The sequence below is a fragment of the Planktothrix tepida PCC 9214 genome (genome assembly GCF_900009145.1).
Lineage (GTDB): Bacteria > Cyanobacteriota > Cyanobacteriia > Cyanobacteriales > Microcoleaceae > Planktothrix > Planktothrix tepida.
Genome location: NZ_LN889782.1, coordinates 1,634,604 through 1,654,021, shown reverse-complemented (window position 1 = coordinate 1,654,021; position 19,418 = coordinate 1,634,604). Strand labels below are relative to the sequence as shown.

The window sequence follows — 19,418 nt, the reverse complement described above, 5'->3', positions numbered from 1 at the left end:
CCCTGAGTTTTTGATGGCTGGGTAAAGACAGATTTCACCCAGTGGCAACTCACTCCTGGATCTTAATTTAACCCAAGATTATCCCTTTTCTTCCTCAGCTAAGATTTTTTTCTTCTATATTCATCCACGAACTCAGAACCAGAAGGGTATTGATTCTTGACAGTTGACTGTTAGCAACCAAAGACCAGGACACTCCCCTTATCCCCTTATCCCCTTATCCCTCTCCCCTTGTCCCCTTATCCCTCTCTCCCTCTCCCCTTGTCCCCTTGTCCCCTCTTCTAAGAATCTGAGGGAATTTCAGAGGGTGGAACTTTTTCCAAATGAATTAACCCTTCCATCACCGATTTAACAATGGGTGCGGCAACAATTCCTCCGGCGCGACCTTCGAGGGGTTCATCCACCACCGCGACAACCACATAACGAGGATGGTCAACACTTAAAATCCCAACAAAACTGGTAATTAAAGCATTAGAGGAATAACCACCATCGGGAGATGCTTTTTGAGCCGTCCCGGTTTTTCCCCCAATTCGATAGCCTTCAATTGCGGCTCTTGTCCCGGTTCCGCCTTCTTTAACCACACTTTCCATCATTTTTAAAACAGCATTGGTGGTTTTATCAGAAAACACTTGTTTAGGTTCAGGAAGGGGAAGTTTCCAATACAGTTGACCTTTACTGTTATATAACCCTTGAACAACGTGGGGAGTTACCAATTTACCGCCATTGGCTAAAACACTATGAAGTTGAGCTAACTGAATCGGAGTAATAGAAAAACCTTGACCAAAAGCGGTTGTTGCGGGTTCAATGGAGGCGGAGACAAATTGTTCTTTTGTTTTTAGGGTACTAGAGGCAGCAAAGGGTAAATCAATTCCTAGAGTTGTTCCTAAACCTAATCGTTTTAAGCCTTCATAAAACACCTCTGGCTCCAGGCGTTGCATAATCCTAACCATACCGACGTTGCTAGAATATTTCACCACATCGGTAATATTAATGGCCCCTCTAGCAGAACCGTCAGCATTTTGAATTGGCCAGCCTCCGACTTGAATATTCCCTTCATCATTAACCACCGTATCGGGTTGAATCACTCCTGCTTCTAAAGCTAAGGCAACGTTAATCGGTTTAAAGGTTGAACCGGGTTCATAAAGGTCTGTTAAAGCCCAATTTTTAAAGCGTTCTAAGTCAAATTTATAATATTGATTGGGGTTATAAGAGGGTTCATTTACAAGGGTTAATACTGAGCCATCGCGGGCATCCATGACAATGACTGTTCCCCGTTTGGCTTTATATTCTTGAACGTTTTTTTGCAGTGCTTTACGCGCAATTCGTTGTAAAGAAGTGTCAATGGTTAGCCGTAATTGTAAATCATCAACGGGAATAAATCCGGTCGCAATTTGTTCAGGAACCCAAGCTCCATTTGCAGCCCGTTGAAAGGATAAGGAGGGCATGACACGTTCTAATAAACTTTCCTGACTGTATTCAATTCCGGCTTGACCTTTTCCTTCTGGATTGACATAACCCACGACATCGGCGGTAATATCCTGTTGAGGATAAAGTCGTTGACGATTTTCCAGCAATTCTAATCCATCAAACCCTAAATTTTGAATGCGGTTTGAGACTTCTTCTGGAATAAAATCTGCAACTTTAATTCCACTCGGTGAGGTACTAAACAGTTGAACAAGTTCGTTAGCATTGGGCGTTGTTAAATCTTCTCTGACCAACACAGGAGCTAACTTTTCAGCAATTTCCGTTGGAGATTGTTTAAAGAGTTTGGGATGAGCATAAAGGGTATAAACTCGCTGATCTAAAGCCAGAATATTTCCGTTTTTATCCGTAATGGGACGGCGAGGAACAAAAGGTAAAATTCGTTGTTCTTGTTGTGCTTTGGCTTTTTCTCTGAGAAAGGAAGAGTCTTGACCAATTTGTAAACGAAATAAATTAAGGGCTAGGCCGAAAATTCCACCTAATATAATGAACCAAACTAATATTAAACGGTTGCGATCGCACTGCCGAGGATAGGGTTTGGAGGTTCTCCCTCGCTTTGGAGACACCATTGATGGCGCAACGGTCACGGTATTCCGTGATGTAGACTTTCGCCGTTGACCCCCAACAATGGATTTTTTCCGCCCCATAGNGGAGCCGTGTGAGGTGAAAGTCTCACGCACGGTTCTGAAGGAGAGGTAGAAGTGGTAACGCTTCTATCGACTCTAACAGTTTCGTTCTGGGGAAGGGAAAGTTATTGATCCCTCCCTATCGAGTCAATTGGTCATTCAAGTTGTCCGTTGGCAATATCAGATTAATTCGGCTACGGTTGAACAAGCTAAAACCCGCTTACAAACAGCCTTTGAAGTCTTAGCCGTTTGGAAACATCAGCCTTATTTAGTCGGGGATCAAATCAGTATCGCTGATATAACAGCTGCGGCACTTCTGAGCCCCTTAGCCTTGATCCCAGAGTATCGAGAGGATTACCCTTGGCTATTTGAACGGATCAAGGAAATTCACAGTCTTTGCCAAGAACCTTTCCCCCCAGGACTTTAGTTTCTTCTGTAACCAGTATCCCACGTTTAACCCGATAGCAGCGTGGGATACTTCATATCAACGATTGAGCCATTAAAACAACGGCAGAACGAGGACTAACATGATAGTATTTTCCCGAAATGGGAGACGCCGCATTTAAACTACTAATATCGTTGGGAACGACTAAAGCGGTGTCAACGAGACGATGCCAACGTTCATTTTTAGACAGAGGAGGAATTTGAAATTTTAAGGGTTCCCAATAGGCATTTAACATAATATGTAGATGTTCGCCTTTTTCGGGATGATATAAACTACAAGCAATACTGCGAGAGTTTTCGTTTAAATCCGGTTTCCCGATGCGAACCCCATGCCACATAATATGAGGCAAATCGCTCTCAATATCCACTTCTAAAACATCATCTAATTGAAAAAGATGAAGTTCTTTTTTAAAGCGGATTAAACTCTTTACAAACCGCAAAACATCAGGATGTTTGCCCACATCACTCCAATCAAACCATCCTAATTCATTATCTTGACAGTAGGCGTTATTATTTCCGAATTGGGTGCGGCAAACTTCATCCCCCATTAATAACATTGGGGTTCCTTGAGAAAGTAATAAGATCACCCAAAGGTTTTTAATTTGTTGTAGGCGTAACGCTTGAATATATAAGTCATCGGTTGGCCCCTCAACCCCACAATTCCAGCTAAAATTACAGTCGGAACCGTCTTTATTTTTTTCGCCATTAGCTTCATTATGTTTTTCATTATAACACACTAAATCATTTAAAGTAAAGCCATCATGACAGGTGACAAAATTAACGCTACAATGCACTTCTCGATCAGGATGGGGATAAATATCGGGACTCCCCATAATCCGATAGGCTAACTTTTCAACTTGTTCTTCATCTCCTTTAACAAAACGGCGGACATCATCTCTAAATTGTCCATTCCATTCTCCAAAGCGATCGCCTGCTAAAGACCCAACTTGATATAATCCTCCCGCATCCCAAGCTTCAACAATTAATTTAGCTCCGGCTAATACGGGGTCAGATTTAATAATCCATAAAATCGGAGCATCATCAATGGGATTTCCTTCTTTATCTCGTGATAAAATTGAAGCTAAATCAAAGCGAAATCCATCGACGTGCATTTCTGAAACCCAATATCGCAGACTATCAATAATTAATCGTCCTGAAATTTCATGATTGGCTTTAATCGTATTGCCACAGCCACTATAATTACTATAAAAAGCAGGATTCTCTTTTTCTAAAATATAATACATACTGTTATCTAATCCTCGAAAGGATAACGTCGGCCCGTCTTCATTTCCCTCAGCCGTATGGTTATAAACGACATCTAAAATAACTTCAATTCCCGCTTGATGCAGTGCTTTCACCATGTCTCGAAATTCATCTAAGGGGCCAAAGGCATCCCGACGAGAACTATATTGGCGATGGGGGGCAAAAAATGAAATGGTACTATATCCCCAATAATTATTACGAGGAGGAACTGCATCCTGTTCATCAAATTGATGAATCGGTAATAATTCAACGGCTGTAATTCCTAAATCTTTTAAATAAGGTATTTTTTCAATTAATCCACCATAAGTTCCCCGTTTTTCAGGAGAAATTCCTGAATTAGGATTGCGGGTAAAACCACCGACATGAAGTTCATAAATAATCGTTTGAGAGTAAGGTAATTCTAAAGGTTTATCTCCTTCCCAATCATAGGTGCTATTATCAACCACAACGCCTTTTAAAGCTTGGGCGAAATTATTCCCAGGAACCGAAGCAGCAACTCGACTATAATTTTCTGTATTAACAATGGCTGTAGCGTAGGGATCTAATAACAGTTTGTCGGGATCAAATCGATATCCTAATTCCGGTTCAAATAAGCCATAAACTCGATAGCCATAAATTTGTCCGGGTTTAATTCCCGAAACAAAAATATGCCAATAATAAAAGGTTTTATTTCGTTTGGGATCAAAGGGAATAATATGAGTGGGTTCAGCCGCATCCGGGCTATCAAACAATAATAATTCTATAGCAAGACAATTTTTAGAAAAAACGCAAAAATTCACCCCCTTGGGATAAACGGTAGCCCCCAAGGGGAAACTTTGACCGGATAAGACATCAAAATTCATGCCTTTAACTCCTTGCTGGTTTTCGGTATTGTCAATGGCTAAGTTCAATTGTTGTACCCCATTTCTTGTAGAATAATTCTCTGTGGAACAGAAATTTTGCTTTCTAAGTTGTAACGTTAACTTAGATTACCGTTAATTGGGGTACATTGCTTAGACAACTGATCGCAAGTGCTAAAAACAGGATAAACTAGCAGAAAATCCCTGTTTATAGCAACAAAACTGCGTGATATACCAGTCCCTAGAACTGTTAGAACATGAATTGATGATAAAACCTAAAGGATCAATGGTTTTTCCGGGTTCCCTATTCCTTGCTATAAGTTGAATGTTGCCGTCAGAAACTCCTTGCTTAAGTATTGCCATCGCCCGGATGAGTACCTCCGTTGCTAACCATTTTGCAACTTGGGTGGTACAATCTCCTGATTGGAATGGATATGTTCACCATGATAGTAGCTGGCCAGACCCCCTTTCCCAAACATGGCAAGCTTGGCTAGAACTGTTCTCACCCCATAGTATTCCCAATCGTCTGTGTTCTCCACCAACCAGGAATTTAGCCTTAATTGCCACCTCTGACTCAGGGCGACAATTGAGTTATAGCACCCGTTTAATGCAACAATTAGGAATTAATCTCTGGCAATGGTTATTTCAAGGGTCAATTCAAGCCAGTTTACATCGAAGTCAAGGCATTGCCATTGGACAGGATCAACCGTTACGAATCCGTTTAGATTTAAGAGATGCTGATTTAATTCCCATTCCTTGGGAAACGATGCAACCCCAAGCCGGTCAACCTGCCATTTCCCTGAGTCAAAATCTGTGGTTTAGTCGCACCACCTTTGATGTTAACCCTCTGCCTCAACGGGTAGCAGCCCAAGGGTTAAATATTTTATTAATCTTAGGAGAAAATCAAATTGACACTGGTGTTGTGGAACAGGCATCTTACCTGTTAAAACTAAAATTAGAAGAAGAAGCGATCGCATTAAGCAAAGCCTTTGAACAGTGTAGTCTTGCTCCTCCAGGAAATCAAATCGATACCCAGGTTTCCTGTGGAATCAAAACCTTAATTCAACCTACTGTTGAACACTTAATTGCCGAGTTAGAAACCGATCGCTATAACGTTTTATTTTATGCCGGACATGGCGTTCCTGCCCCCGATGGGGGGTTATTATTTTTACAATAACCGTATTCAAAGCCCACGTCTTTCAAGCGTGGGATGTAGAATACCCGCCTTTAGGCGGAGTGAAGGCTAGTGAGAGTTTTGGTTAGCAATATACTTTTTGATAGTTTCACTAGAAACAGAACCAGCCGTCCCACAATAATAGCTTCGACTCCACAAAGAAGGTAGTTTAAGTAAATGAGGAAATTCTTTTCTTAATATTCTTGATGATGCCCCTTTGATTCTGAACATAATTTGATGTGGAGCAATCAAAGGGTGACAACTAATAAATAAATGCACATGATCAGGCATTATCTCCAGAGCTAGGACATCACATTCTAGCTCTTTTGCTTTTTGGTAGATAATTTCCTCTAATCTTCTGCTCACTCCGTTAACCAACACCCTTTTCCTCCTTTTTGGGCAAAAGACAAAATGATAGTTGATCAGACTAACTGATGTGTTTTTTCTTCTATATTGATTTTCTGTCATTGTCGATACACACGATTCATCAACCTTATGTTATCATGGATGACATGACAAAAATAACTCGGACGATTAAATTGAAATTCGTGGATCTCAACCGTTGTAAAGCTCAGGTGTTTGAGCAAATGACGGCAGAAAACACACGGGTTGCCAACAAGCTGTTGTCATTGCCGATTAAAGAACGGCGTAAAATGACAACAGCTAAAATTATGTCCGAGTTAAAATCTGCCCTTGTTAACCAAGTAATCCGACATACCACATCACCCACAGGTCGTAAAACCAAACAATATAAAGTTCTTCCTGTGGAAGTTAACAACCAAAACTGGAAGTTAACCCTAAAAGGGAATACTTATTCAATTAGTTTTCCAACCCTTAAAGGTGAAAAAAGAATTCCCATTGAAGTTGCATCTCCCCATTGGCAACCTGTTTTAGACGGATTGTTAGAGGGAACAATTCAAGGGGGTTCTTTTAAATTAATTAAACATCGAAATAAGTGGTATGCCTATCTGTCAATTACTGAGGATGTTCCAGAAGTTAAGACGGAGAAAAGATTAGGATGTGACCGAGGACAGAATAATTTAGCGGTAGTTGCACCTAAACAGGGTTTTGGTAAGTTCTTTAATGGTCAAAGCGTTAAGCATCGGAGACGTTATTTTCAACAACGAAGAAAACAACTTCAAGAAGCTAAAAAGTTTCGAGCATTAAAGAAATGGGACAAAAAAGAACGACGATGGATGGATGCAATCAATCATACAATCAGCCGTCGAATTGTTCGTTTTGCCGAATACCATAATGCTGATGTTGTTATTGAGGATTTAGAAGGATGTCGAAGCACAATGAAACAGAGCCAAAAATCTCGTTCTGATTCCGGTGAATCTCGACATAATTGGTCTTATTATTCTTTGGAACAGAAACTTAATTATAAGTTGGCTCTTAAAGGATTGAAATTAATTAAAAGACCTGCGCCATACACTTCCAAATCCTGTTCAACCTGTGGTTTTATTGGTAAAAGAAATCGACATGATTTCAATTGCCCTAATGGTCACTACCATAACTCTGATTTGAATGCTGCGAAAAACCTAGCTCAATGGGACGGTTTTTCTTGTCAGTTAGACCTACAGAGAGATGCTTCTGTAATGGATTCATCCGGTTTAACTGATGGGGTGCTTGGCACACCCCTGAACTCGGTGAATACAGTCAAACAAGAGTATATTCAACTGTCTCTGCTTGACTGGACTAGATACGAGAATCCCACCCCTTTAGCGTAGCGCAGGGGTGGGAGTGTCAAGTCCTGATACCACCGTTAATGGCACCGAACTCGCCCAGGTCTTAGTCCGATGTGGCATTGTTTTAGCGGTGTTTAATACCTGTTGGAGTGCTCAACCTGCGGTGGAAGCCGTCTCAACCGCTTCTAATTCTCTATTTCAAGCAATTCCTAGTAGTAGTTTAGCAAAGGTTTTAATCCATCATGGAGTTCCGGCAGTGTTGGGAATGCGGGACTCTATTACTGACGCAGAGGCGTTAAGCTTTATTCAGGCTTTTGCGAGAGCTTTAGGAGAACGGCTTCCGGTAGATCAAGCTGTTGCGGTAGCCCGTCAGCAGTTGTTAGCTTTATATAAATTCAATCAACCCGCCTGGACGTTACCGATATTGTATATGCACCCGGAATTTGACGGGGTGTTAGTGCAGCCGTTAGAACAAATTAAGACAGAAATGCCAAATACGGCGGTAACAGGGTTTGGGGATATTCCTAGAGCATGGTTACGGTTAATGAGTTCAGTGGGAAATACCCCGGTACAAGCTTGGCCCGTTGATACGGGGTTAGTCCGGGTGGGACGAGGAGAAGGAAATGATGTGATTGTTTCTGAACAATGGGTTTCTTCCAAGCACGCTGAAATTTTTTGTCGTCATAGCTCGGATGGGAAAACACAACCGAATTATTTTTTAAGGGATTTTTCCCGTTATGGAACGTTAGTTTTTAATGCTCAACAATGGCAACGAATTCATCATCAAGAAATTCCATTAATATCAGGAATGCAGTTAAAATTTGGCAGTTCTCAAGGTCAAATGTTAGAGTTTATTATTGAAGCTCAATATCAGCAATAGAGAATTACGAATTATGAATTACGAATTACGAATTACGAATTAATCAGGGTTGGTTTCAAGATCTCGTTTAAATAATGATTAACTATTATGAGCGATCCTAAACTTTTTCATTTAATAAACCGCGTCAGTTTTGGAATTACCCCTGGACAACTTCAACAGATACAACAGATGGGGATTGAAACTTATATTAAGACTCAACTTCAATCCCAAACAATTTCCTATCCAGCCGATTTAAACGATAGATTGAACCCTTTAAATACATTAGTTTGGCAACCCGGCGAGGTAATTTTAGCAGAAAAGCAAACCGTAGAACAAGCCAAAACTCTAGGTTTAGATAACAAATCGATGGATAAAATTAAGCAAAGTTTTAATCAAAAAATTATGCAGCAAGCAAAACGCGGACGTTTGTTAAGAGCCTTTGCAAGTCCGCGTCAATTGGAAGAAGTGATGGTTGAGTTTTGGTATAACCATTTTAATGTATTTGCAGCAAAAGATAACTTTACCCGACAGTTTTTTAGTTCTTATGAACAACACGCTATTCGACCTTATGCTTTAGGGAAATTTAGACAATTATTAGGAGCTACTGCTAAACATCCCGCGATGTTAGTTTATTTAGATAATTGGCGAAATACTGCACCAGGAAGTCCGGGTGCAAAGGGGCAATTTCAAGGTTTAAATGAAAATTATGCTCGTGAATTATTAGAGTTACATACATTAGGAGTTAATGGAGGTTACACTCAAAACGATATTATTGCGTTAGCGAAGATTTTAACAGGCTGGGGACTCTTCCAACCCATTGAAAAAACTTCAACCAAAGCCGGATTTTATTTTGAAGAAGCTCGTCATGATTTTACTAATAAAGTGTTTTTAGGATATTCGATTAAAGGAAGTGGTATTAATGAAGGGGAAGAAGCCCTGAATATTCTAGCACAACATCCTTCTACGGCTCAACATATTAGTTATAAATTAGCTCAAAATTTTGTCAGTGATAATCCTCCTGAGTCTTTAGTTAAACTTCTTGCTAAAACCTTTTTAGACAGTGAGGGTAATATTGCAACTGTTCTGCAAACTTTATTTAAAAGTGATGAATTTTGGAAGCCTAATATTTATCAGACTAAATTTAAAACTCCTTATCGATATATTGTTTCTATTATGCGAGTAGTTGGAACTGTCACCAATTTTGAACCCTTAGATGGTATCCTCAATCAATTAGGAATGCCTTTATATGGTTGTCCGTCTCCTGATGGCTATAAAAACATTCAATCTGCTTGGTTAAATCCTGATGCAATGGTGCGTCGGAGTAGTTTATCCGTTCCTTTATCCAGAGGATTATTACACGATGGAAAACCCATTGATGCAGAATTTTTAGCCTCCACATTAGAGAATAATTTCTCACCTCAAACTCGTTCTGTTTTAGAAAAAACTGACCCGAATTTAAGAGGTGCATTAATTTTAGGAAGTCCCGAATTTATGATGTATTAACCTGTAGGTTGCGTAAGTGTTAACACACGCACAATTTTTTACTATAATTACAATTATCAAACCCAAAAAGGGGGTCATGATGAGCCAAACTATTGAACAAGTACGTTGGACAATTTACGATGTTGAGGGACTACCGGAAAATGACTGGATACGTTATGAAATTCTCGATGGAGAACTGTTTATGACTCGCTCTCCCCATCGTCGCCATCAACAGGCTTGCGTTAAGATTTCTACATTACTTGATACTTGGTCGGAGTCGAATAATTTAGGTGTAACAATTTTTGCTCCGGGTTTAATTTTTTCCGAATTTGATAGCGTTATTCCTGATGTCGTTTGGGTTAGTCATGAACGACTTGAACAAATTGAAGATGAAGCCGGACATTTAACAGGTGCACCTGAATTAGTCGTTGAGGTTTTATCCCCCGGAAAACAAAATGAACGCCGAGATAAACAAGCTAAATTAAAACTTTATTCTATTACAGGAGTTCAAGAATATTGGATTGTTAATTATTTCACTAAACAAGTGGAAATTTATCGTCGAGAACAAGCACAATTAGTTCAAGTTGCAACTTTATTAGAAACAGACGCAATTACATCACCGTTATTACCCGAATTTAGTGCTGTTGTTCGGTTTTTGTTTCCTTAAATCTATAATTAAACGCATCAGAACGAACCGTTTTAAAATCCGGTAAAGAATAAGATTTTTCTAAATTATTTTTCAAGTTATCTAACTTTAAAATTCCCGTTCCAATGGATGCAGCTAATAACGGAGGGACTGCATTCCCAATTTGTCGCCATTGTTGAGATAATGTCCCATAAAAAATATAATTAGGTGGGAAAGATTGGATAGCTGCTGCTTCTCTAGGAGTCAGATAACGATCTTCTGTGGGATGATAATAAGTCGTTTTACTCGTATTAATTGTACCCGAATGGGAGTAACGATCTAAACGCTTTAATTTTGTTTCTCTAAACCGTTCTTCTCGAATATTTTTCCAATCTATATCATACCATAATGAAGGAGGAAGATAGGCTAACTGATCTCGTTCATAACGAATTCCTTTACCTTCTGGGATATAATGAATTCTTTTTTGCTCTAATTCATTTTTAATTTGAGCCGTTTTCAAATCATGGTTAAAGGTTTGATCTTCAAACTCTAATAAGGTATTAAAAGCCCATTCAACAGTTCGAGGTAAGGGTAAAGAATCAGGATCTTTTTCGGAATCTTTAAATTTTTTTTCAGGATAAATGTTATTAACTCCGAAACGATTTCCTAATAAAATTGTTCGTCGTCTGGCTTGAGGAACACCATAATGATGGGCTGATAATACCTTAACATCTACAGTATAACCCAATTGGTTAAAACTGCTAATCATCAATGCTAATGTACTTTCATTGCGTTTTGCTAATAAACCTGTAACGTTTTCTAAAATAATAAAATTAGGTTTAAACGCTTTGACCATCCGCAAAAATTCAAAAAATAGAAAATTGCGATGATCTTGTTTATCATTAGTCCCAATAGTTGAAAATCCCTGACAAGGCGGCCCACCGCAAATTAAATCTACTGTTTGATCACCTATTTTTTCTTGAATTAATTCAACTGTAATTTCCCGCAAATCTCCTAAAATTGTTTGAGAAGTAGGATGATTAGCTTGAAAGGTATCTAAAGAAGATTTATCAAAATCAATTCCTAATAAACAGTTCATTCCTACCATTTCTAATCCACAGGACATTCCCCCTGCGCCAGAAAATAAATCGATAAAATTCTTCATCCGTCTGCTGTTAATTTATACCGTACTCAGATTCATTATAATATAAGACTGAAGCTAAAACAGGGAAGAAAATGATTAAATTCTCTTCCCTGATATGAGTAATTTGGGTTTAACGAGAACAGAAATACTGCTCATAGATGAAAGCTAAAAATCAAGTTTTAACACACCTGCTCCTGATGGATTCACATCTCCTCTCATACCATCATTAAAGGTAGTTGTTTGGCGTAAAAAAGGATCAGAATCAATTGGTTGTGATGGGTTTAAAGTGGGATTAACCGTTTGATCCAGATATTCTTGGCTATATTCAAATGGTTCATCTAATTCTGGCCCCCCTACAGGGAAAGTTAACCGAGAATTATTCCCTGCACTCATTTCAGGTGTTCCTAAATCATCGGCGAAACCTCTAGGAAGTTCAGCACTTTGTAGGGTAGGAATTGCAAATTCAGATCCGGTTAAATCAGCATTTAATAGATTTGCACCATTTAATTGAGCTTGAACTAAATTTGCATGGGTTAAATTAGCCCCACTAAGGTTAGCATCATTAAATTCAACTTGATTTAAGAATGCACCTTTTAAATTCGCTTCCTTGAGATTTGCACCTTTTAAATCTGCACCTTCTAAATTCGCATTGGCTAAATTTGCACCTGCGAGATTAGCATCTCGTAAATCTACACCAATCAAATGAGCACCGCTTAAATTAGCTCCTCTCAAATCACACCCTTGACAAAACCGGGTTTCTAATAATTGTTTAAGATCATTAGGGTTCTGAGAATAGGCTGGAGTCGTGACTCCAAAACCGAGTAGAAGCACTGTGGCGGTTCCAAACATTGCTGTGGATAGGATTTTCATAACTTTATCAAGAGAATGGGTTTAAAACCCCTAACTTCTAGTTAGGCTTTATATTGGTGGGTTGTCTATTGACATCTGATCGTGCTACTATTTCCCATAGCAGGAAAGGTAAAAAACCTGTCTAAAAACCTAGTTGCTTAACAGCAAAACACGCTCACCTTGACAATTGAATCTAGGCGGTTCTACTGCACAGTTCTAGTTTGTCCCAGCAGTGGGTAAAAGATTCATGGGAGCTAGACGAACAGTTTTTGAAACGATTAGTTTCAAGTAAGAAAAAAGAACTCGCGTAACTGCGAATAGGGTAGGGCATACCCGAATTTACGCTTGGGGAGAATCCCACCTCTAATTAAAGCACTGCAAGGTACTTTGATTAAGTGGTTTCGTTGAACCAAGAATCCCTACGCCTTCAGGCTAGGGAGTGTCAACCTCCAATAGCTGCCACCCAAAACCTACACCTGATAGTTATCTGATTCCTATTATAAGCCGATTCAACGGCTGAATGCTTCACCCATTAGGAATATTTAACAAAACTTACGATATATCTAAAAAAAGAAGAGCACGTTAATTCCTAGTCACGCACTCTAGTAATATCAACGATGTCACAATTTTAAAATCGAGCATTTAGAGACTGAACAACTGATAACTGATAACTGATGATGCGGATACTTGATAACTGATTATCTAAGTGTTACAAATTCTTCGCCACTGGTGGGGTGAATTCCCATTGTGTTATCAAAGTCTTTTTTAGTTGCTCCCATACTAACAGCGATCGCAATTCCTTGAATGAGTTCTGCGGCATCTTTTCCCACCATGTGAGCGCCTAAAACCAGATCCGTATTGATTTCAACAATTAATTTAATGAAGACCTTTTCTTCTGAGCCTGTGAAACTATGAAACATCGGGCGAAACCGAGCGGTATAACATTTAATATTATCACCAAATTTTTCTCGTGCTTGGGTTTCTGTTAATCCAACCGTTGCTCCTTCTGGGTTAGAAAATACAGCCGTGGCAATATTTTCATGGGTAATAAATCGAGGTTGATGACCGAATTCTGTATCCGCAAACGCTCGTCCTTCTGCGATCGCAACGGGGGTTAAATTCATCCGGTCGGTACAATCTCCCACCGCAAAAATATTAGGCTGATTTGTGCGACTATCAAGACTGACTTGAATAGCTCCTTTTCCATTCACTTCAACTCCAGCATTTTCTAACATTAATCCCGCTAAATTCGGTTTACGACCTGTAGCGCAAAGCAGCGCATCAACCGTTAAGGGTTCTGTGTCATCTCCATTCAAAAATACCTTTAATTCCTCTTCATTTTTTTCAATTTTTTCAATAAATTTTTGGGTTATAAAATTAATCCCATGATTTGCCATTCCCGCTTGAATATTGCTGCGAATATCTTCATCAAAGCCATGTAAAATTAAATCTCGGCGAATAATTTGGGTAACTTCACTACCTAATCCTTTGAGAATATTAGCAAATTCTACTCCAATATAACCCCCTCCCCAAACTGCAAACCGTTTCGGCTGTTCAGGAAGTAAAAACATTTCACGGGAGGTAATACTATGTTCAATTCCGGGAAGATTGGGTTTAACAGCTTCTCCACCTACAGCAATTAAAATTTTATCGGCTGTAATTGTTTTCTCGCCCACTTCTACGGTATGAGCATCAATAAATTTAGCATAGCCAGAAATTAATTCAACTCCAGCTTTTTCCAAAAAACTAATATGCAGTTGACTTAAGCGTTTAACTTCTGTATCAACAGCCGTAATTAATTTATTCCAATTAAATGTGGGTTCAACTTCTCCCCATCCATAACCTTGAGCATATTGATACATATCGGAAAATTGAGACGCATAAACCATCAATTTTTTAGGCACACAACCGCGAATTACACAAGTCCCACCGACTAAATCATGTTCTGCGATCGCAACTTTTGCCCCATAAGATGCTGCCCGTTTTGAAGAGGCTAATCCACCCGAACCTGCACCAATCACAAACAAATCATAATCATAACTCATGATTCAATAGCCTCTTTATTACAACTTCAATGTTAATCCATTGAATTAATTTTAAACTTTATTTTAATCCTCTGTTGGAACTCTTTGGATTGTTGGGAATTCTATAGATATTAATTCTCTAAGGTACAACAATTTTATGGAACCGATATCACAATCTGTTAATCTCCCCCAACCCAGACACGCAGGAGAGGATCATACAACTACAGGACAATCGAGTAATATGACGGTAATTTCCCAACCCCTAACCCCATCTGATCTACTATCGGGATTATTTTTATTAACGGAAAATGACGATAGTGTTGAAATTGCACCGGGGGTCTTAGGGGTTAATCCTGTCGCTATCTCCAAATATCCTAACGGTTTAGCTGCTTTGGGTGGAAATGATTCTGTTCGAGGGTCTATCGACTCAGAACGCATAGTCGGAAATCAAGGTCAAGATACCCTCGATGGCCAAGGGGGAGATGATACCCTGCGGGGAGGTCAGGATTTTGATATCCTGTATGGCGGTGCGGGTAATGATTGGCTTAACGGTAATTTAGGCGATGATTATCTCTATGGAAATGAAGGGAATGATTTTCTGCGAGGCGGTCAAGGAAACGATGCGTTAGTTGGAGAAGCGGGAAATGATACCCTAGTGGGTGATCTGGGGGTTGACCGTCTCTGGGGAGGTGACGGAAAAGATGTATTTGTTTTACGAAAAGAGACCGCAACTTCCCCGGCTGAAGACTGTGGTTGCAGTGGAATTGAAAATCTAGACACGATTACTTCTGACTTTATTCTCGATTACAATGCAGCCCAAGGCGATGTAATTGGGTTAACCGCAGGGTTAACGGTTAATGATATTGTCTTAACCCAACAAACGCTAACCTATGGAGATCTGCGAGATTATCAGAGTAGTGGCCCCTTCCCTCCGGGTGACATCAGAACCCTGGATTTTCAAATTGAGACGGCATCTGTAACGGTGATTACAATAGCCAATACGGGAAATATTTTAGGGTTAGTTAAAGGGGTTGCACCTACACAACTTCAGTTTGTCTCCGTTGACAATAATATTCTCGGACAAGGATAAATAACGATTTCAAATTCTGGTTTCCACTAATTCCAGCAAAAACTTCTAAAATTGAAAGCGATTGTCTAATCCACCTCTAAAATTATTCATCTCAATGTTGAGTTCTTTTTATTTACGTTGTTTCCAGCCTCTAATTGTGTTAGTGCTAGGTGCTGGTTTTTTCATTCCTGCTTATCCAGCGTTATCGTTAACGAATGAGGAAGCACAAGCCTTTAGTAGCGAATACATGAAAGGCTGTTTGCAAGGAATTAATCAATCGGGTCTTGATCCGACAAAAGGTGAACAGTATTGTCGTTGTACACTGACAAATTTGCTCAAGCTTCCCGATGAAAAATTGAAGTCTTTAGCAGTTTTGACAGAAGAACAAATTATGCAAGATTCAGCGATTCAGGGTGCTATTACAAGTTGTCTGGCTAACTATACCCAACCCAATCAATAGTTCATTGAACTTGAACAGGGAACAGCAAACTCATTTCCTATTCCTAATTAAACTGTTCCCTGTTCCCTGCGAAGCACTGAGCCTGTCGAAGTGTTCCCTGTTCCCTACATTTAAAGAATTTGAGACAGAAATTTTTGAGTCCGTTCTTCTTGAGGATTATTAAAAAATTCTTCTGGGGTTCCTTCTTCTACTAATATTCCATCGGCCATTAATACAATTCGATCCGCTACTTCTCTTGCAAATCCGACTTCATGGGTGACACAAACCATCGTCATCCCGGAGTCAGCTAAGGTTCGCATCACGTCTAAAACTTCTCGTACCATTTCCGGGTCTAAAGCAGAAGTAGGTTCATCAAATAACATAATTTTAGGTTGCATTGCTAATGCTCTAGCGATCGCAACTCGTTGTTGTTGACCCCCAGATAATTGACCGGGATATTTTTTGGCTTGTTCTAAAATTCCCACCCGTTCTAATAATTGTAATGCCACTGCTTCCGCTTTTGCTTGTGGCCAACGCCGTACCCAGATGGGAGCTAACGTCACATTTTGTAAAATACTTAAATGGGGAAATAAATTAAACTGTTGAAATACCATTCCCACTTCTTTACGAATTTCTTCAATATTTTTCAAATCATGGGATAAATTAATTCCATCAATAACAATACTACCCTGTTGAAATTCTTCTAACGCATTAAAAGTGCGAATAAAAGTCGATTTTCCCGAACCCGATGGCCCCATAATCACCACAACTTCCCCCCGTCTGACGGAAAGGCTAACTCCCCTGAGAACATGGAAATTATTGCTATACCACTTATGCACATCGGTCGCCAGAATGGCATAATCTTCTGCTGTCGCTTGAACTGAGTTGGTAGTGGGTTGTGTTTGTGTCATGGCTTTAATTTGGGGTTAGTGGTCAGGCAATTAAGTTTGTCATCTATTGTACGCTCTCTATAGCCTTCCCATCCTGGGGACAGTTTTTAGGAGTCTAAGTCTCATATCAAATCCCAGGGAAGGAAGATGGAGATAATTTTAAATCCAGTTCGGGTCTAAATCTAACATAAAGGGAAACAGCAAAGTAAGTTCTGATATTCCCTACTCGTTAGGGAAATTAATTGAATAGAAACTAATAATTCCTGATAAGATAATAATTTAACAAATTACATTCCCTACTCACTCTAAAGAGACGAGGCTTTCAGCCTTCCCACGTTTTTCTGGTGAGCAAACCAGCCAAGCACTTAGGCTAACAAATCGTCGCTTAATTATTCAATAACCGTTGCAAGCAAATGAAACAAATTTTTACTTATATCAGCCAATCCAATTTATGGCAAAGTTCAGAATCAAAGTCTGGCAGAGGATCTGAAATAGATTGTACAACTTCAATTAGATCTGCATTGCCAGATTTATTTAAGGCATTGAAGGTTACATCTATTCTGGATGCTCCCTGCGGTGACTTTAACTGGATGCGCCGTGTTCAACTTGATAAAATCAACTACTTGGGTATTGATATAGTTTCAGATATTATTCAACACAATCAAGAAAAATACAGCACAGATACCATTGAGTTCAAGCCGGGAGATATTACGAAAGACGATTTGCCAAAAGTAGATCTAATTATTTGTCGCGATTGCATGGTACATTTGCCATTGCTGTATGGGTGTTCAGCCTTAAAGCAATTTCAACGCAGTGGATCTACTTATCTTTTATCAACAACCTACCCGAAAGTGAAGGTCAACATTGATGTAGCAGCTGGCTCCTGGCGACCGCTCAATCTTTGTTTACCACCCTATAACTGTGGAACTCCTCTGAGTATCATTAGCGATCCCAGTGATGATACAGGAGAACATTCTGATAAATCCATTGGTTTATGGGAATTGAATGCTATTGAGCCTCGCGAAAGTTTAAGTTTGTTTTCTCCTCAAGTGCTGCTAACGACCTGGATACGCCAAGTGCTTTCCCCATCCTGGAAGTTGTAATATTACAATCTTCGGTGAGCGCCAACAGGAACAAGAGTTGATCATGCAACCTAGTACAATCACTTCACACTAACTGATTTTTAAATGCGGTGTAACACAGAGAGGCGTTGACTGGTAAGAATAAGAGTGAGTATAGGGTTTGAATAATTTTCCTCTGTACCCCTTCTCTTTGCCACTCTCTCTTTATCGATGCTCCGTATTCAACTCTTTTTCTAATTTTTGACTTGCAACAGACATCGCATAACAAAAAACCCAGTAAAGAATTCCAATAAATAGGTAAACTTCTAAGTAGCGTCCGAGAAACTTGGGATTTGCTAAAATAGATCGACTCATTCCCAATAATTCCACTAATCCCACAATTGACAATAACGTTGTATCTTGGAATAAACTAATAAACTGTCCCACAATCGAAGGAATAGAAACTTTTAAGGCTTGGGGTAAGATAATTAAACTAACCGTTAAGGGTGTATTTAATCCTAATGCTTTAGCCGCTTCTGTTTGACCTCTGGGAATGGCTTGTAACCCGCCTCGGATGTTTTCAGCTAAATAAGCTGAACTAAACATTGTTAATCCAATAATAGCGCGTAAAATGCGGTCGGGTCGTGAGCCTTCGGGGAGGAATAATGGAAGTAAAACTTGTCCCATAAATAAAATTGTAATTAAGGGTAATCCCCGAATAATTTCAATATAAATAGTTGATAAGATACGAATAATCGGTAAACTACTTTGTCGCCCTAATGCTAATAATATACCAATAGGAAAAGATAGTAAAATACTAACAATTGACATCAATAAGGTTAACATCAGCCCTCCCCACAGGTTGGTTTGGACGACTTTTAATCCGAGCCCACCTCCAATAAACCAAATACAAATTATTAATAATAAAAACCACGAAAAAGGCAACCACTTGCCTAACTTTGGGTAAGTATTTCCTATGATTTTACCGCCCCAAGCTCCTGCTACTAATAATAATAGCATTCCTATCAGGAGGAAACGGAAAATAATGGGAACTGGAGTAATAACTGCCAGAATTCCAACAAATCCCAAAATAACCAAGATATTTTTACTAAATAAAAGTCTTGAATTTCGGGCTAAAAATCCCCAGGTAATACCCGAAAGAACAGAAATTATCCCTAACATTACCCATAAACGCCAATATTGATCACCGGGAAATCTTCCCACAAAAAACAAAGGCAAATTCGCAGGAATTACACTCCATTTAGCCAGGGTAAATGCCCATGAAATAAACCTTGTTAACATGAACAATAATAAGGCACTAATTCCCAAGGTAATCAGGGTATTATACCAAGTATTAAATAGATTCTTTTGTAACCATTCCTTTGCGCTTAATACGGCGATCTGAGGCGGTTGCTGAGATGATGGTGTTGATGGTACAGAAGTCATGGTTAAGAATAGATGTT

Annotated in this window: 16 protein-coding genes and 1 pseudogene; 9 read left to right on the top strand and 8 right to left on the bottom strand. The window is 39.4% G+C overall.

The features are described 5' to 3' along the window. Positions 1-278: 278 nt before the first annotated feature. Positions 279-2,126 (bottom strand): peptidoglycan D,D-transpeptidase FtsI family protein, encoded by a 1,848-nt coding sequence (locus PL9214_RS10235; protein ID WP_072718616.1) that lies wholly within the window; start codon positions 2,124-2,126, stop codon positions 279-281. Positions 2,127-2,256: 130 nt separating this feature from the next. On the opposite strand from PL9214_RS10235, the gene PL9214_RS10230 reads away from it, so the two are divergent. Continuing rightward, positions 2,257-2,532, top strand: coding sequence for a glutathione S-transferase C-terminal domain-containing protein (locus tag PL9214_RS10230; protein ID WP_245824210.1), 276 nt, complete (start codon positions 2,257-2,259; stop codon positions 2,530-2,532). A 52-nt stretch (positions 2,533-2,584) separates the two neighbouring features. On the opposite strand, the gene glgX is transcribed toward PL9214_RS10230, so the two are convergent. After that, positions 2,585-4,654 carry a glycogen debranching protein GlgX gene (gene glgX / locus PL9214_RS10225; RefSeq protein WP_072718750.1) on the bottom strand — a complete coding sequence of 690 codons (2,070 nt, stop codon included), beginning with the start codon at positions 4,652-4,654 and terminating at the stop codon, positions 2,585-2,587. Between the two features lie 322 nt (positions 4,655-4,976). Here glgX and PL9214_RS10220 point away from each other — a divergent pair, with 322 nt between their 5' ends. Then, a complete protein-coding gene (locus tag PL9214_RS10220; protein ID WP_072718615.1) occupies positions 4,977-5,828 on the top strand; it encodes a hypothetical protein in 852 nt (283 codons plus the stop codon). A 66-nt stretch (positions 5,829-5,894) separates the two neighbouring features. On the opposite strand, the gene tnpA is transcribed toward PL9214_RS10220, so the two are convergent. After that, positions 5,895-6,293, bottom strand: coding sequence for an IS200/IS605 family transposase (gene tnpA, locus PL9214_RS10215; RefSeq protein WP_072717176.1), 399 nt, complete (start codon positions 6,291-6,293; stop codon positions 5,895-5,897). A 35-nt stretch (positions 6,294-6,328) separates the two neighbouring features. On the opposite strand from tnpA, the gene PL9214_RS10210 reads away from it, so the two are divergent. From PL9214_RS10210 to PL9214_RS10195, 4 genes and pseudogenes are all read left to right on the top strand, one after another. Next, a complete protein-coding gene (locus PL9214_RS10210) occupies positions 6,329-7,555 on the top strand; it encodes an RNA-guided endonuclease InsQ/TnpB family protein (RefSeq protein WP_222425192.1) in 1,227 nt (408 codons plus the stop codon). 1 nt (position 7,556) lies between these two features. Then, positions 7,557-8,393: pseudogene (locus PL9214_RS10205) on the top strand (FHA domain-containing protein); the annotation flags it as partial. An 87-nt stretch (positions 8,394-8,480) separates the two neighbouring features. After that, positions 8,481-9,875: a DUF1800 domain-containing protein gene (locus tag PL9214_RS10200; protein WP_072718614.1), complete on the top strand. Its 1,395-nt coding sequence runs from the start codon at positions 8,481-8,483 to the stop codon at positions 9,873-9,875. Between the two features lie 79 nt (positions 9,876-9,954). Beyond that, a complete protein-coding gene (locus PL9214_RS10195; protein WP_072718613.1) occupies positions 9,955-10,521 on the top strand; it encodes a Uma2 family endonuclease in 567 nt (188 codons plus the stop codon). On the opposite strand, the gene PL9214_RS10190 is transcribed toward PL9214_RS10195, so the two are convergent. The 3 genes from PL9214_RS10190 to gor all read right to left on the bottom strand — a co-directional run bounded on the left by PL9214_RS10190 (position 10,490) and on the right by gor (position 14,517). After that, complete coding sequence (locus PL9214_RS10190; protein ID WP_072718612.1) at positions 10,490-11,644, bottom strand: DNA cytosine methyltransferase; 1,155 nt, start codon at positions 11,642-11,644, stop codon at positions 10,490-10,492. The two genes, PL9214_RS10195 and PL9214_RS10190, sit on opposite strands and share 32 nt — an antisense overlap. A 144-nt stretch (positions 11,645-11,788) precedes the next feature. Beyond that, positions 11,789-12,493: a pentapeptide repeat-containing protein gene (locus tag PL9214_RS10185; RefSeq protein WP_072718611.1), complete on the bottom strand. Its 705-nt coding sequence runs from the start codon at positions 12,491-12,493 to the stop codon at positions 11,789-11,791. A gap of 677 nt (positions 12,494-13,170) precedes the next feature. Beyond that, complete coding sequence (gene gor / locus PL9214_RS10180) at positions 13,171-14,517, bottom strand: glutathione-disulfide reductase (protein WP_072718610.1); 1,347 nt, start codon at positions 14,515-14,517, stop codon at positions 13,171-13,173. Between the two features lie 136 nt (positions 14,518-14,653). Here gor and PL9214_RS10175 point away from each other — a divergent pair, with 136 nt between their 5' ends. Then, positions 14,654-15,586 carry a calcium-binding protein gene (locus PL9214_RS10175; RefSeq protein ID WP_072718609.1) on the top strand — a complete coding sequence of 311 codons (933 nt, stop codon included), beginning with the start codon at positions 14,654-14,656 and terminating at the stop codon, positions 15,584-15,586. Positions 15,587-15,680: 94 nt separating this feature from the next. Then, the gene (locus PL9214_RS10170; protein ID WP_139295006.1) at positions 15,681-16,025 is read left to right on the top strand and encodes a hypothetical protein; all 345 of its coding nucleotides are present in this window, start codon (positions 15,681-15,683) and stop codon (positions 16,023-16,025) included. A 110-nt stretch (positions 16,026-16,135) separates the two neighbouring features. Here the strand turns inward: PL9214_RS10170 and PL9214_RS10165 are convergent, their stop codons facing one another. After that, positions 16,136-16,915, bottom strand: coding sequence for an amino acid ABC transporter ATP-binding protein (locus tag PL9214_RS10165; protein WP_072718607.1), 780 nt, complete (start codon positions 16,913-16,915; stop codon positions 16,136-16,138). Between the two features lie 392 nt (positions 16,916-17,307). Between PL9214_RS10165 and PL9214_RS10160 the strand changes: the two genes are divergently transcribed. Next, on the top strand, positions 17,308-17,997 hold the full coding sequence (locus tag PL9214_RS10160) for a class I SAM-dependent methyltransferase (protein WP_072718606.1): 690 nt from the start codon (positions 17,308-17,310) through the stop codon (positions 17,995-17,997). Positions 17,998-18,180: 183 nt separating this feature from the next. Here PL9214_RS10160 and PL9214_RS10155 read toward each other — a convergent pair whose 3' ends face one another. After that, positions 18,181-19,401: an amino acid ABC transporter permease gene (locus tag PL9214_RS10155; RefSeq protein ID WP_072718605.1), complete on the bottom strand. Its 1,221-nt coding sequence runs from the start codon at positions 19,399-19,401 to the stop codon at positions 18,181-18,183. Positions 19,402-19,418: the final 17 nt, after the last annotated feature.